10 protein-coding genes are annotated in these 13,946 nt (G+C 72.8%); 8 read left to right on the top strand and 2 right to left on the bottom strand.

Translation table 11 applies throughout. The annotated features are described in order from the left end of the window. The first annotated feature begins 52 nt into the window (after positions 1–52). The 6 genes from DB32_RS24510 to DB32_RS24485 all read left to right on the top strand — a co-directional run bounded on the left by DB32_RS24510 (position 53) and on the right by DB32_RS24485 (position 6,915). On the top strand, positions 53–1,363 hold the full coding sequence (locus DB32_RS24510) for a TolC family protein (protein ID WP_083457715.1): 1,311 nt from the start codon (positions 53–55) through the stop codon (positions 1,361–1,363). After that, positions 1,360–2,541, top strand: a complete 1,182-nt coding sequence (locus tag DB32_RS24505; RefSeq protein WP_053235066.1) for an ABC transporter permease — start codon at positions 1,360–1,362, stop codon at positions 2,539–2,541. Before DB32_RS24510 ends, DB32_RS24505 begins: the two co-directional genes overlap by 4 nt. Then, a complete protein-coding gene (locus DB32_RS24500; RefSeq protein WP_053235065.1) occupies positions 2,538–3,218 on the top strand; it encodes an ABC transporter ATP-binding protein in 681 nt (226 codons plus the stop codon). The genes DB32_RS24505 and DB32_RS24500 overlap by 4 nt, the downstream gene beginning before the upstream one ends. Before the next feature lies 1 nt (position 3,219). Next, positions 3,220–4,320, top strand: coding sequence for an HlyD family secretion protein (locus tag DB32_RS24495; RefSeq protein ID WP_053235064.1), 1,101 nt, complete (start codon positions 3,220–3,222; stop codon positions 4,318–4,320). A 65-nt stretch (positions 4,321–4,385) separates the two neighbouring features. Continuing rightward, entirely contained in the window at positions 4,386–6,494 is a 2,109-nt protein-coding gene (locus DB32_RS49635) for a PD40 domain-containing protein (RefSeq protein ID WP_053235063.1), read from the top strand. Positions 6,495–6,504: 10 nt separating this feature from the next. Continuing rightward, entirely contained in the window at positions 6,505–6,915 is a 411-nt protein-coding gene (locus DB32_RS24485) for a DUF2750 domain-containing protein (protein WP_053235062.1), read from the top strand. Positions 6,916–7,796: 881 nt separating this feature from the next. On the opposite strand, the gene DB32_RS24480 is transcribed toward DB32_RS24485, so the two are convergent. Next, positions 7,797–9,194 carry an FAD-dependent oxidoreductase gene (locus tag DB32_RS24480; protein WP_053235061.1) on the bottom strand — a complete coding sequence of 466 codons (1,398 nt, stop codon included), beginning with the start codon at positions 9,192–9,194 and terminating at the stop codon, positions 7,797–7,799. 140 nt (positions 9,195–9,334) lie between these two features. Between DB32_RS24480 and DB32_RS24475 the strand changes: the two genes are divergently transcribed. Next, the gene (locus tag DB32_RS24475) at positions 9,335–10,444 is read left to right on the top strand and encodes a GGDEF domain-containing protein (protein ID WP_157069353.1); all 1,110 of its coding nucleotides are present in this window, start codon (positions 9,335–9,337) and stop codon (positions 10,442–10,444) included. Position 10,445: 1 nt separating this feature from the next. Here DB32_RS24475 and DB32_RS24470 read toward each other — a convergent pair whose 3' ends face one another. Then, positions 10,446–11,264: an alpha/beta fold hydrolase gene (locus tag DB32_RS24470; RefSeq protein WP_053235059.1), complete on the bottom strand. Its 819-nt coding sequence runs from the start codon at positions 11,262–11,264 to the stop codon at positions 10,446–10,448. Positions 11,265–11,325: 61 nt separating this feature from the next. On the opposite strand from DB32_RS24470, the gene dnaX reads away from it, so the two are divergent. Then, the gene (dnaX, locus tag DB32_RS24465; RefSeq protein ID WP_053235058.1) at positions 11,326–13,887 is read left to right on the top strand and encodes a DNA polymerase III subunit gamma/tau; all 2,562 of its coding nucleotides are present in this window, start codon (positions 11,326–11,328) and stop codon (positions 13,885–13,887) included. The last annotated feature ends 59 nt before the right edge of the window (positions 13,888–13,946 follow it).

Genomic DNA, 13,946 nt, shown 5'->3' with positions numbered 1-13,946 from the left:
TCGTCCGGATCCCCCGTCATCCGGGTCGTCCTCGTCTGCGGAGTTATTGAGTATGCAATCACTCATTATTCGCGTCCCACTGCTCGTCGCGCTGCTCGCGCTCCCATCGGCGGCGAGCGCGCAGCAGCCGCTCTACGTGTTCCTCCGCGCCGCGGAGGAGGGCGGCGCGCTCGACGTGCGCGAGGCCGAGCTCACGCGCGATCAAGCGCGCTCGCAGGTGGACGAGGCGCGCGCGCGCCTCTTGCCGTCGCTGAGCGCGAGCGCGGGCTACACGCGCAACCAGGCCGAGGTCGTCGCGGAGTTCCCCGCGCCCGACGACACCGGCATGCTGCAGACGCAGCGCGCGGTGATCACGCCCTACGATCAGCTCGAGGCGCGCGTCGCGCTCACCGTGCCGCTGATCGACGTCGGCGCGTGGTCGAGCTTCTTCGGCGCCGAGGCGAGCGCGGACGCCGAGACCATGCGCGCCGACGCGCGCGCGATCGACGTGCGCGTCTCGGTCGTCACCGCGTACCACGCGCTCGTCGCCGCGCGTGCGGTCCAGGACGCCGCGGCGCGCACGCTGTCTGCTGCGGAGGAGAACCTCGCGGTCGTCTCGTCGCGCGCCGACGCGGGCCTCGCGTCGGAGCTCGATCGACAACGCGCGATCGCCGACGTCGAGCGCGCGCACCAGAGCGTCGCCGAAGCGGACCTCCAGGAGGCGCTCGCGTCGCGACAGCTGTACGTCGCGACGAGCCTCGAGCCCGACGGCACGCGCGCCTCGCTCGACGCGTCGCTCGAGGACGAAGCGCCCCTCGCCACGTGGATGCGCGCCGCGAGCGATCTCCCCGCGGTGCGCGCCGCGGTGCACGACGTGCGCGCCGCCGAGCTCGCGCGCGATGCCGCGTGGCAGTCGATGCTCCCGACGATCTCCGCGTCCGCGAGCGAGCGCATCACGAACGCCGCGGGGTTCGGCCCCGAGGCGCTCTGGGCCGTCGGCGTGAGCGCGAGCTGGGTGCTCGACTTCGGGCGTCCCGCGTCGCTGGGCACGCGCGAGCGACAGATCGCGCTCGCCGAGGTCCGCCTCGATCGTGCGCAGCGCAGCGCCGAGACGTCGATCTACGAGGCGTGGCATCGCGTCCGCTCGCTCGTCGCGCGGGCCCGCTCCGCACGCGCCGCCGAGGCCGCGAGCGAGCGCGCCGCCGTGGTCGCGCGCGCCCGTGCCGAGGCGGGCACGGGCACCCAGCTCGAGCTCAGCCAGGCCGAGCGCGATCTCTTCAGCGCGTCGGTGCAGCGCATCCAAGCCGACGCGGATCTCGAGGTCTCGCGGCTCGCGCTCCGTCTCCGCAGCGGCCTCTCGATCGACGCGGGAGGCACGCCGTGAACGACGTGATCGCGCGACCGCGGCGCAGCGCGGTGCGCGGCCGGGGAGGGCGCCTCCGCCTGATGGCGCTGCTCGCCGTCCGCATGATGTTCCACGACCGCTTCAAGCTCGTCGGCACGCTGCTCGGCGTCGTGTTCGCGGTCGTGCTCGTGAACCAGCAGCTGGGCGTGCTCTTCGCGCTCCTCGACAAGAACACGATGTTCGTCGATCACGCGGGCGCCGACGTCTGGATCCTCCCGCCGCAGACCGAGACGCTGCAGGGCGGCGCGCCGATCGCGCTCTCCACGCTCTCCCTCGCGCGCACCACCGCGGGCGCGGAGTGGGCCGAGCCGCTCGCGTTCGGCACCGCGACGGTGCGCCGTCCCGACGGCGGAAACGAGCCCGTCTCGCTCGTCGGCACGCGCCTGCCGCGCCTCGCCGGCGGACCGTGGAACGTCGTCGCCGGCGATCCGCGCGACCTCGCGGATCCCGACGTCGTGTTCTTCGAGGACTCGCAGCGCACGAAGCTCGGCGGGATGAACCTCCGCAGCGTGCGCGAGATGTCGGGGCGCCGCGTCGTCGCGGGCGGCTTCACCTGGGGCCTCTCGCCGTTCGCGCCGCCCTACGCGTTCGCCGAGCACGACACCGCGCGCGACGTCCTCGGCATCGCCACCGATCAGACGAGCTTCGTGCTCGTCGGCGCGCGCGACGGGGTGTCTCCGGAGCGATTGCGCGACGCGCTCGCCGCGCGCCTTCCCGATCTCCGCGTCGTCACGGCGCGCGAGTTCTCGACGGGCATCGTCGCGTACCTGCTCGCCGAGCAGCTCGGGATCAGCTTCGGCACGTCGACGACGTTCGCGGTGATCGTCGGCTTCGTCATCGTCGCGCTCTCGATGTTCTCCGCGGTCGTCGACAACGTGCGCGAGTTCGGGACGCTCAAGGCGATGGGCTGCACGACGTGGGACCTCGCGTCGTTGCTCTGGGCGCAGTCGCTGCTCTACGCGTTCCTCGGCACGACGTTCGGGCTCTTCCTCGTCACGCGCATGGCCGAGGGGATGCGCTCGCCGCAGCTCTCGCTCGTGCTGCCGACGTGGATGTGGCTCGGCTCGTACGTCGGGATGGCGGTGCTCTGCGTGCTCGCGTCGACGCTCGCGCTGGTGCGCGTGCGCAACGTCGAGCCGGGGATGGTCTTCCGATGATCACGATCGAAGCGACGAACGTCACGAAGACGTACGGCACCGGCAGCGTCGCGGTGCACGCGCTGCGCGGCGTCGACTTCCACGCGCGCGAGGGCGAGTTCGTGATGCTCAACGGCCCCTCGGGCAGCGGTAAGACCACGCTGCTCTCGATCCTCGGCTGCGTGCTCACGCCGAGCGGCGGCGACGTGCGGCTCTTCGAGGAGTCGCTCGCGGGCAAGCGCGAGAAGGACCTGCCGCGCCTCCGCCTCTCGTACATCGGGTTCATCTTCCAGGGGCACAACCTCGTCGCGTCGCTCGACTGCCGCGACAACGTCGCGCTCCCGATGCGCATGCGCGGCTGGTCGGTGCGCGAGGCGAACCGCGAGGCCGAGCACCTGCTGCGTCGCGTGGGCCTCGGCGACAAGGCCGATCGCCTGCCGAGCGAGCTCTCCGGCGGTCAGCGCCAGCGCGTCGCGATCGCGCGCGCGGTCGCGGGCGCGCCGCCGATCATCCTCGCCGACGAGCCCACCGCGAGCCTCGATGCCGAGACCGGCATGAGCATCACGCAGCTCCTCAAGCAGATGGCGAGCGAGGGCGGGCACACCGTCGTCGTCGTCACCCACGACAACCGGATCTTCCACCTCGCGGACCGCATCGTGAACATCGAGGACGGCCGCATCGTGAGCGAGGGACACTGACATGCACGTCGTTCGTCGATACCTCCGCCCCGTCCTGCTGATCGCCCTGGTCGCGCTGCTCACCGTCGTCGTCGTGCGCACCGCCCTCGCGGGCACCGACACCGCGCCGCGCGACGTCGATCGCGACATCGCCGCGCGCACCGAGCCGACACCGGGCCAACAGCACGACCTCACGCTGCGCACGCCCGACGGCGAGTGGGTCGGCGGGCTCGGCCTGATCGAGCCCGCGCGCCCCGAGTCGCGCCTCGCGCCGGCGGTCGCGGGCCGCATCGCGGCGGTGCACGTCGAAGAAGGGCAGCGCGTCGCCGCGGGCACGCTGCTCGTCGAGCTCGAGAGCGGCCCCGAGCAAGCCGCGCTCGCCGCCGCCGAGGCGGAGGTCGCGGTGGCCGAGGCGACGCTCGTGCGCAGCCGTCGTGGGGTGCGCGCCGAGGATCTCGAAGCGCTGACCAGTGACGCGCAGGCCGCGAGCGCGCGCGCAGAGCTCTCCGCCGGCGTGCTCGCGCGCCTCGAGGCGGCGTCGCGCGGCGGCGGCGTGACCGTCGACGAGCTCGAGCGCGCCCGACGACAAGCCGATGCGGATCGCCTGAGCGCGCTCACTGCGTCGGCGCGGCAGCGCGCGGGCCAGAGCGGCCGTCGCGAGGACGTGCTCGTCGCGCACGCACAGCTGCAGGCCGCGATCGCGCGCCGCGATCAGGCGCGCGCCGCGCTCGATCGACTGCGCATCGTCGCGCCGGTCGACGGAGAGGTCCTCGAGGTGCACTTCCGCGTCGGCGAGTACGCGCAGCCCGGCGGCGCGGAGCCGCTGATCGTGATGGGCGACACCTCTCGTCTGCGCGCGCGCATCGACGTCGACGAGCGCGACGTGGCGCGCGTGCGCGAAGGGGCGGCGGCGCGCATCTCGGTCGACGCGTTCCCCGATCGCTTCTTCGACGGTCGCGTCGTCGCGATCGGAAGGCGCATGGGCCGGAAGAACGTGCGCTCGGACGAGCCGACCGAGCGCATCGACACCAAGGTGCTCGAGGTCGTGGTCGAGCTCGGCGAAGACGCCCGCGAGCTGATCGTGGGCCAGCGCGCGATGGGCTATCTCGCGCCGTGCGAGTGAGATGTCGCTCGATCGTGGCCGATTTGGCTAGTGATCCGCCCCGAGAGGACGCGTACCGTGTCGCAATGACGCGCGCTCCGGTCGTTTCCGCCGTCCTCTTCGCCTTCGCTTTCGTCTTCGCGCTCGGCTGCGACTGTGGTGGTGACCCGCCGGGCGGCCGCAGCTGCGACACCAGTCGAGACTGCCGCACCGGCGAGATGTGCATCGACAACGCGTGCACCCGCGGCCAGGACGGCGCGGTGCCGGGGCTCGACGCGATGCCGATCGACGCGCCGACGAGCCGCATCGTCTCGGTGCGCATCGAGCCCGCGACCGCGACCCTCGAGTCGATCGACGGCTCGCGCCCGACCGTCGACTTCATGGCGATCTCGGTCTTCGACGACGGCGTGGAGCGCCCGTCGAACGGGCCGTCGTTCACGATCGACAACGTCTCGCTCGGCGACCTCGACGAGCCGAGCGGCGAGTTCGCCGCGAACGGCGTGATCGGCGGCGCCGCGACCGTGACGCTGAGCGTGCCCGGCCCGGGCGGCACCGTGCTCACCGCGACCGCGCCCCTCACGGTCAGCATCCGCCGCACGTTGCGCGGCGACGGAGTCACCGACGAGGACGTCACGCGCATCGACGCGCTCACGCCGGTCGACGACGCGGCGCGCAGCGCGGTCGTGTACCCGCTCGACGGCGTGGTGATGCCGCAGAACGTCTACCCGGCCGACGTGCAGTGGACGACCTCGGCGCCCGGTGACCTCTTCCGCGTCACGATCACCAAGCCGAGCGCGACCGTGCGCGCGTACCTCGCGTACGACCCCGCGATGCACTGGCTCGTCGACGAGACCGCGTGGCGCTCGCTCGCGCAGACCGATCCCGACGCGCCCGCGCAGCTCGTCGTCGATCGTCTCGAGGCGGCGAGCGGCCAGCTCGTTCGCAGCGCGACGATCCACATGACCTTCGCGCGCGCCGCGCTCACCGGCAGCGTCTACTACTGGGACATCGAGGCCGGGCGGATCGTGCGCATCGACGATGGCGCGGGCAGCGCCACGTCGTTCATGCCGACCCCGCCGGCGTCGCCGTGGACCGGCGAGAACTGCGTCGGCTGCCACAGCGTCTCGAACAGCGGTCGCTTCATGGCCGGCCGGCTCGGCGGAGGCAACAACATCGGGGGCCTCTTCGATCTCACGACGGACCTGTCGGCCAACCCTGCTCCCACCGTCTACCCGCTGACGGCAAGCTCGCTGACCTGGTGGTTCTCGTCGTGGAGCCCTGACGACACGCGTCTCGTGGTCGCCTACAACGACCACGACGCCGCCACGCGCCAGCTCCGGTTCTACGACCCGTTCGCCGGAACGCAGGTGCCGATCAGCGGTACGGCGCCGAGCGGAACGCACCCGGCGTGGTCGCCCGACGGCACGCGCATCGCGTACGTCGAGGGCGCGAACAGCTGGGGCGGCGAGTTCACGACGGGCAACATCGCGATCCTGCCGGTGCCCGCGGCGGACACCGTCGGCTCGCCGGTCACGATCCACGTCGCCTCGACGATCCCGGGCTCGACCGCCGACAGCTATCCGACGTGGTCGCCCGACTCTCAGCGCATCGCGTTCGCGAACGGCGGCGGCTCGCGCAGCGAGCGTGATCTCTCCTCGCTCTACGTCATGAGCGGCGACGGGACGGGCGTGACCCACCTCGCGCGCGCATCGAGCGCCGCGCGGCTCGACTACCAGCCGCGGTTCTCGCCGTTCACCTCCGGCGATCCGCCGGAGTACTACTGGATGAGCTTCCTCTCGCGTCGCGACTACGGGAACGCGCCGCGCGGAAACGTCACGCGCCCGCTGACGCGTCGCCAGCAGATCTGGGTCGCCGCGATCCGCGTCGGCGCCGCCCCCGGCGAGGACCCGAGCGCCGTGCCCTACTGGCTCCCGGGCCAGAACCCGCTCAGCGCGAACATCAGCGCGTACTGGGCGCCGCGCCCGTGCCGCGAGGACGGCGAGGGCTGCAGCGTCGGCAGCGAGTGCTGTGGCGGCGACTGCCGTCCGCCGGCGGGCGGTGGCGCGCCGGTGTGCTCGCCGCCTCCGCCCGAGAACTGCCGCGAGTCGGGCGAGACCTGCAGCACCACCGCCGACTGCTGCCCCGACATGGGCCTGACCTGCATCAACCGCGTCTGCGTCGCAGGCCCGGGCTGAGCGAGACGACGTGGCGAGCTCGACCGGGTGGCACCCGAGCGATCGCGAGATCGCGTCGGTGCTCCGTCTGAACCGCGACGACCGCTACGCGTACGCGGTCAAGCACATCGCGGACGAGGCTGCTCTGTGGAGCCTGCGCTCGGACGATGGCTACGTGAGCGGTGACGCGCCCGATGGAGCCGTGTACGTCGCCGTCTGGCCGCACCCCCGTTACGCAGCCGCGTGCGCGGTCGACGCGTGGGCGGGCTGTGAGGCCGTCCGCATCGATCTCGACGCGTGGCTGGAGCGATGGACACCCGGCCTCACTCGGGACCAGCGATTCGTCGCGGTGTTCCCGGTTCCCGGCGAGCAGCGAGTGATCGTCGCGCAGCCGGATCGTTTCGCCGCGGACCTGGTGACCGAGCTCGACGCTCTCGAGTGAGCTTCGGCTCGGCCCGCCCACGCCTGCCAGCTCCCGAACGTCGGCGCGGCCACCCCGGTCGCGCCGAGCTCCTCGATCGTGATCCCCGCGCGCACCGCGACCGCGATCGGCCCCAGCCCCTCCGCCGCGTGCGGCCCGATCGCGCTCACGCGAGCGTCTCGGGATCGCACACCACACCAACATGCCGCGCGTGCCGGTGACGGCCACGGCGACGCGATGCGCTGTAACGGCCGCGATCACCCGCAGCGGGTCCGACGCATCCCGACCGACTCGAAGCTCGATCTCGATGGGTCCGACCCATCCCGACCGACTCGAAGCTCGATCTCGATGGGTCCGACCCATCGCGACCGACTCGAAGCTCGATCTCGATGGGTCCGACCCATCCCGACCGCCGCCAACCTCGATCTCGATGGGTCCGACCCATCGCGACCGCCGCCAAACTCGATCTCGATGGGTCCGACCCATCCCTCATCGACTCGAAAGTCGGCGACCGATGGGTCCGACCCATCCCATGTCGACTTTCAGCTCCGCACCCGATGGGTCCGACCCATCCCTCATCGACTCGAAACTCGATTTCGATGGGTCGGACCCATCCCTCATCGACGCGAAACTCGGCACCCGATGGGTCGGACCCATCCCTCATCGACGCGAAACTCGATTTCGATGGGTCGGACCCATCCCTCATCGACTCGAAACTCGATCTCGATGGGTCCGACCCATCGCGACCGCCGCCAACCTCGATCTCGATAGGTCCGACCCATCGCGACCGCCGCCAAACTCGATCTCGATGGGTCCGACCCATCCCGTGCCGAGATCGCGCCCCGTGTTCGATGATGAGCTCGAGGCGCTCCCGCCACCGGCGGCCCCTGAGCTCGGCCGCGTCAGCTCCGCCCGCCCACGCCTGCCAGCTCACCGAACGTCGGCGCGGCCATTCCGGCCGCGCCGAGCTCTTCGATCGTCATCTTCGCCCGCACCGCGACCGCGATCGGACCGAGCACCTCCGCCGCGTGCGGTCCGATCGCGCTCGCCCCGAGCACCACGCGCGTCTCGGGATCGCACACCACGCGCAGCATTCCGCGCGCGTGCCGATCCACGCCCACGCCGTGCAGCGTGCCCTTCACGCTCTCGTCGAACGACACCGTGCGCACGTCGACGTCGCGCTTCGCGAACCGCGCGCGCTGCGGCGAGAGCCCCACGAGCGCGAGCTCCGGCTCGCTGTACACCGTCTCGACCCAGCCGTTCGCGACCACGCGCGGCGCATCGAGCCCGGCCGCGCGACGTCCCGCGATCCATCCCTCGACGTGCGCCTTGCTCGCGACGAACGCGCCGCCCGCCGCGTCGCCGCACGCGAGCACGCTCGGAACGCTCGTCGACCGCAGCGCGTCGTCGACCACCACCGCGCCGCTCCGCGCGTCGACCGCCACGCCGATCGCATCGAGCCCGAGCCGCGCCGTGTCGGCGCGACGTCCCACCGCGACGAACGCACGCTCCGCCGAGTAGGTGCGACCACCGTCGAGCGTCGCCGTCACGCTCTCGCCGCTGCGCGCGACCTTCGTCACGCGCTTGCCGTGCACGATCTTCACGCCGCGCTCCATCAGCACGTCGCCCAGCGAGTCCGCGAGCTCGCGATCGAACCCCGGCAACAAGCCGAGGTCGTCGACGATCCACGTCACCTCGACGCCGAGCTCGCGGAACGCGTGGGTCGCCTCGGCGCCCGTCGCGCCGCCGCCGATCACCATCATCGTGCGCGGCAGATCACGCAGCGCGCGCAAGTGCCGGGGCGCGAGGACGCGCTCGCCGTCGGGCCGCCCTCCGCCGGCCGCCGCAGCGTCGCCGAAGAACCCGGCCGGGAACCACGGCACCGACCCCGTCGCGATCACCGCCGCGTCGAAGCGCTCGCGCCGCGTCGCCTTGCCCTCGCGCGCGATCTCGATGGCATCGGGCGCGACGAAGCGCGCGAGCCCGCGCACGATCGCCACGCCCGCGTCCTCGAGCCGCTTCGAGAGCCGCGCGCCCTCGTGCTCGGCGACGCGCCCCATCTCCGCGATCACGTGCGCGAGGTCCTCCGCGTCGATGCGCCCCGAGACCTTGCGCACCCGCCGCTCGCCGACGAGGTGGAGCAGCACCTTCGAGGGCACGAGCGAGGCGTGCGTCGAGCGCCCACCGATGGCTTCCTCCGCGACCAGCGTCACGCCCGCGCCGTGTCGCGCCGCTTCCACCGCGGCCGACACCGCCGCCGGTCCCCCACCGATCACCACCACCGCCCGCGTGTCGCTCATCGTCGCTCCATCTCCGTCTGCAGCGAGCCGCAGCACTGGTGCCGCGCGGGAATCGCCGCAACCCGCCAGGTGTCGATCGAGGCACCCGTCGCGCGCGCTTCTGTGTCACGATCTCGGGCGCTGGGGGCCACGAAGCCGTCGTGTTCGTCGATCGCGAGCGCATCACCTTGTCCGCGGCGGCGATGCGGTTCGTCCTCGCGGTGTTCTCGCTCGTCGGCCTCCCGAGCGCGCTGCCCGCGATGTCGGCGCACCTCTCGGTGTTCGTCGCGTACATGCTCGCGGCGTGCGTCTTCCAGTGGATGATCTGGAAGAAGATCGGCGGCCTCGCGCGCGCGATGATCTCGGGCCTCGTCGACGTCGCGATGATCACGTTCATCGTGCATCGCGTCGGCAGCGGCTCGACCATGATGGTCGCCCTCTACTTCTTCGCGGGCATGATGAACACGCTCGTCGTCGGCCGGCGCGAAGGGCTCGTGCTCGCGGCGATCGGCGCGCTCGCGTACGACGTCCTGCTCGTCGCGGAGAGCACCGGCCATCTGCCCTACGCGCCCGACGGTCCGGCGTGGATCGCGTCGGCGCCCGACCCGATCGAGGCGGTCGGCTCGGGACTGATGATGACCGTCATGTCGCTCGCGCTCACCGCGCTCGTCGGCGCGCTCGTGCACCAGAACGCGCGGCGCGAGCAGGAGCTGATCGCGGCGAACAAGAAGCTGCAGGAGCTCAGCCTGCGCGACCCGCTCACGCAGCTCTACAACCGCCGCTACCTGATGGAGCGCATCGACGCCGAGCTCGCGCGCGTGCGGCGCGGCAAGTCGCTTGCGGTGATCATGGTCGACCTCGATCGCTTCAAGCGCGTGAACGACGACACCGGTCACCAGCGCGGCGATCTGCTCCTCCAGGAGCTCGCGCGCGGCCTCGCGCGCTCGGTGCGCGAGACCGACGTCGTCGGCCGCTACGGCGGCGACGAGTTCGTCGTGATCCTCCCCGACACCGACGAGACGCAGGGGACGAACGTCGCGAACCGCGTCGTGGAGGGCATCCGCGAGGTCGGGTCCACCTTCGATGCCGATCGCCCGGTGACCGCGAGCGTCGGCCTCGCGCAGGCGCGCACCGCCGACGACGCGCGCACGCTGCTGCAGCGCGCGGATCGCGCGTCGTACGACGCGAAGGGGCGCGGCGGTGATCGCGTCGCGCGCGACTCGCAGGCGCCCGCGACGAGCGACGCGGTGCTCGAGCAGCACGCGCCCTGAGTCAGCCCATCCGCGCGAGCATCACGCGCACGAGGCCCTCGGGATCCTCGGCGTGCACCCAATGATCGGTGGGCAGGCGATCGACGGTGACGCGCCCCGGCTGGCGCGACGCGAGCGCGTCGAGACGCGCGCGATCCGCCTCGTCGAGCACACCCGAGCGCTCGCCGATCACGAAGTGCAGCGACGTGCCCTCGGGCGGCGCCTCGACGACGCCCCACAGGTCCGACGCGAAGTACGACGCGAGCAGCGCGCGGATCGACGGGATCGGCGGCCCGAACCGGAAGCCGTCGTCGCCGCGGCGCAGGCTCATCGCGAGCCAGGGCGCGATAGCGGGCCTCGGGTCCTGCTCCTGCACGGCCTTCACGAACGCCTCGCGCGACGCGAACGGGTAGGGCAGCGCGTCGAGCATCTCGACCACGCGCACCGTGCTCTCCGAGCCACGCGCATCCACGCGCGCGCCCGGCGTGCTGTCGACGACGAACGCGTGCTCGAGCCCGGCGCGCTCCGTCGCGAGCCACTGCAGCGCGACCTTCCCGCCGAAGCTGTGCGCGAGCACCGCGCGCGCCGGCGCCTCGAGCGAGCGCGCGAGCGACGCGACGTCCTCCGCGGCCTGCGCGAGCGTGTCGGGCCCGGACGCCTCGAGCGACGCGCCGTGACGCCGCAGATCGACGAGCACCGCGGCCCAGTCGGGACGTGCCTGCACGAAGCGCCGCGCGATGGTGCGCAGGTTCGCGCCGCTGCCGAGGATGCCGTGCAGGAGCAAGAGGCTGCGCGTCGGCGTGCCATCCGGCGCGCGCACGATGTCGTGAGCGAGAGCCACGCCGTGCGATAGCACGCGGTCGAGATCCCCTCGCGCGGGGATTTGCTATCTTCGCGCGCTCATGGCGTACACGGTCCTCGCGCGGAAGTATCGACCGCAGACGTTCTCCGACCTCGTCGGCCAGGAGCACGTCACGCGCACGCTCGGGAACGCGATCGCCTCGGGCCGCGTCGCGCACGCGTTCCTGTTCACCGGCGTGCGCGGCGTGGGCAAGACGACCACCGCGCGCATCCTCGCGAAGGCGCTCAACTGCGCGGGCCCCGACGGCAGCGGCACGCGCGGGCCCACGAGCGAGCCCTGCGGCGTCTGCGATCCGTGCCGCGAGATCACGACCGGCGTCGACCTCGACGTGCTCGAGATCGACGGCGCCTCGAACAACAGCGTCGAGGACGTGCGCCGGCTGCAGGAGACGATCCCGTTCCGTCCTGCGCGCGACCGCTTCAAGATCGTGATCGTCGACGAGGTCCACATGCTCTCGACGGGCGCGTTCAACGCGTTCCTCAAGACGCTGGAGGAGCCGCCGCCGCACGTGAAGTTCATCTTCGCGACGACGGAGTCGCACAAGGTCCCGATCACGATCCGCTCGCGCTGCCAGCGCTACGACTTCCGCCTGATCCCGCAGAGCGTCGTCGCGTCGCGGGTGCGCGACATCCTCGGGCGCGAGGGCATCCAGGCGGACGACGCGGCGGTCGCGATCGTGGCGCGCGAGGCCGCGGGCTCGATGCGCGACGCGCTGACCTTGCTCGATCAGATCGTCGCGTTCGCGGGCACGACGCTGGTGGGCGAAGAGGTCGCGCGCGTGCTCGGCATCGCGGATCGCGATCTGCTGCATCGCGCGTCGGCGGCGGTGCTCGAGGGCGACGGCGCGGGCGCGCTCGGCGTGGTCGACGCGCTCGCGACGCGCGGCCTCGACATGCTGCACTTCTCGAAGGCGCTCACCGAGCTGATGCGCGACCTCGTGGTGCTGAAGGTCGCGGGGCCGGGCACCGAGCTGGTCGCGCTCGTCGAGGAAGAGCGGCGCAAGGCGCTCGACCTCGTGGAGCGCGTCGAGGAGCTCGAGATGCAGCGCGCGTTCGCGTCGCTCTCGCTGCTCGTCGACGAGATCGCGAAGGCGTCGATGCCGCGCCTGACGCTCGAGATGGGCCTGGTGCGCCTCGCGACGCGCCCGCCGCTGCGCGCGATCGCGGAGATCGTTGCGCGGCTCGACGCGCTGCAGTCGGGGCGCCCGGCGGGCCCGGCGCCGACCGGTCCGCGCGGCGGAGGCGGCGGCGGTCGTGGTGGCGGCGGCGGTGGGACGCGCACGCCGCGCGCGACGGCCGCGCCCGACGACGCGAGCGCGCTGATCGAGCGGCTGCGTGGCCCGGGCGCGCGCATCGAGACGGCGGAGCGCCGCGCGGTGATGCCCGCGGCCGACGACGCGGAAGAAGAACCTGCCCCTGCGGCGAGCGCATCGTCGTCGGGTGGGCTGCGCGCGGAGGACGAGGGCGACGCGCGCGCAGCGGCGGCGCCCGAGCCGACCCGCGCCAGCGTCGGAGTGAACGCGGTCGGACCGGTAGCGAGCGCTGTCGGACCGGTAGCGAGCGCTGTAGGACCGGTAGCGAGCGCTGTAGGACCGGTAGCGAGCGCTGTCGGACCGGTAGCGAGCGCTGTCGGACCGGTAGCGAGCGCTGTCGGACCGGTAGCGAGCGCTGTCGGACCGGTAGCGAGCGCTGTCGGACCGGTAGCGAGCGCTGTCGGACCGGTAGGCAGCGTCGTCGGACCGGTAGGCGGCCCGGTTGGACCGGTCGCGAGCGAAGTCGGACCGGTAGGCAGCGCAGTTGGACCGGTAGGCAGTGTCGTCGGACCGGTAGGCAGCCCCGTCGGACCGGTGAGGAGCCCCGTCGGACCGGTAGCGACCGATCTCCGACCCGAAGTGGCTCGTCCTGGCCCCACTTCGGCACACCCTGCGCCGTCTCCGCGTTCGGCGGCGCCGGTCGATCCGGCGCTCGCCTCGGTCGACGCGCTGTTCCAGGCCCTCTCCGCGACGCGCCCTGCGCCCGCGTCCCGCCCCGCGCCCGCTCCGGCGGCGCCCGCGTTCGCCCCTGCGGCGGCGTTCGCGCCCGCACCCGCCGTCGCCGTCGCACCCGCCGTCGCCGTCGCACCCGCCGTCGCCGTCGCACCCGCCGTCGCTCCCGCCGTCGCCCCCGCCCGTGCCCCCGCCCGCCCCGCCGACCCCGACGCGACCACCCGCTGGGAGACCGTCGTCGCCGTCCTCATGGAGACGCGCCCTGCGCTCGGCTCGGTGCTCCTCCACGCGTCGCCGTCGCGGGTCGGCCGCGACGAGATCGTGATCGCGTTCCCCGCCGGCTCGTTCTATCGGCGCCAGGCCGACGCCCCCGACGCCCGAGCCGCGATCGCCGAGATCGCCGAGCGCGTCCTCGGCGCGCGCCCCTCCGTGACCGTCATCGAGCGCGCGGGCAACGACCCCGGCGGCCAGACCATCGCCGAGCTCGAGGCCGAGCGTCAGCGCGCGCGCTGGGAAGCGACGAAGAAGAAGGCGCTGAACCACCCGATGGTCGTCGAGGCGCTCTCTGTGTTCGAAGCGCGCCCCGAGGCCGCCGAGGTGCGCCTCGAGGGCGATTGAGCGCGTTGTGCCGCTCGGCCCTCTGAGTAACAATCGCCCCCCTTCCAACCCCGGAGCGA

Source organism: Sandaracinus amylolyticus, assembly GCF_000737325.1.
Classification (GTDB): domain Bacteria; phylum Myxococcota_A; class Polyangia; order Polyangiales; family Sandaracinaceae; genus Sandaracinus; species Sandaracinus amylolyticus.
This window is presented reverse-complemented; position numbering and strand designations above follow the sequence as displayed.

Bases quoted from the DNA above. Each gene is read 5' to 3' on its own strand.
- DB32_RS24510 (WP_083457715.1), top strand. From the start codon at position 53: ATGCAATCACTCATTATTCGCGTCCCACTGCTCGTCGCGCTGCTCGCG.
- DB32_RS24500 (WP_053235065.1), top strand. From the start codon at position 2,538: ATGATCACGATCGAAGCGACGAACGTCACGAAGACGTACGGCACCGGC.
- DB32_RS24495 (WP_053235064.1), top strand. From the start codon at position 3,220: ATGCACGTCGTTCGTCGATACCTCCGCCCCGTCCTGCTGATCGCCCTG.
- DB32_RS49635 (WP_053235063.1), top strand. From the start codon at position 4,386: ATGACGCGCGCTCCGGTCGTTTCCGCCGTCCTCTTCGCCTTCGCTTTC.
- DB32_RS24480 (WP_053235061.1), bottom strand. From the start codon at position 9,194: ATGAGCGACACGCGGGCGGTGGTGGTGATCGGTGGGGGACCGGCGGCG.
- dnaX (WP_053235058.1), top strand. From the start codon at position 11,326: ATGGCGTACACGGTCCTCGCGCGGAAGTATCGACCGCAGACGTTCTCC.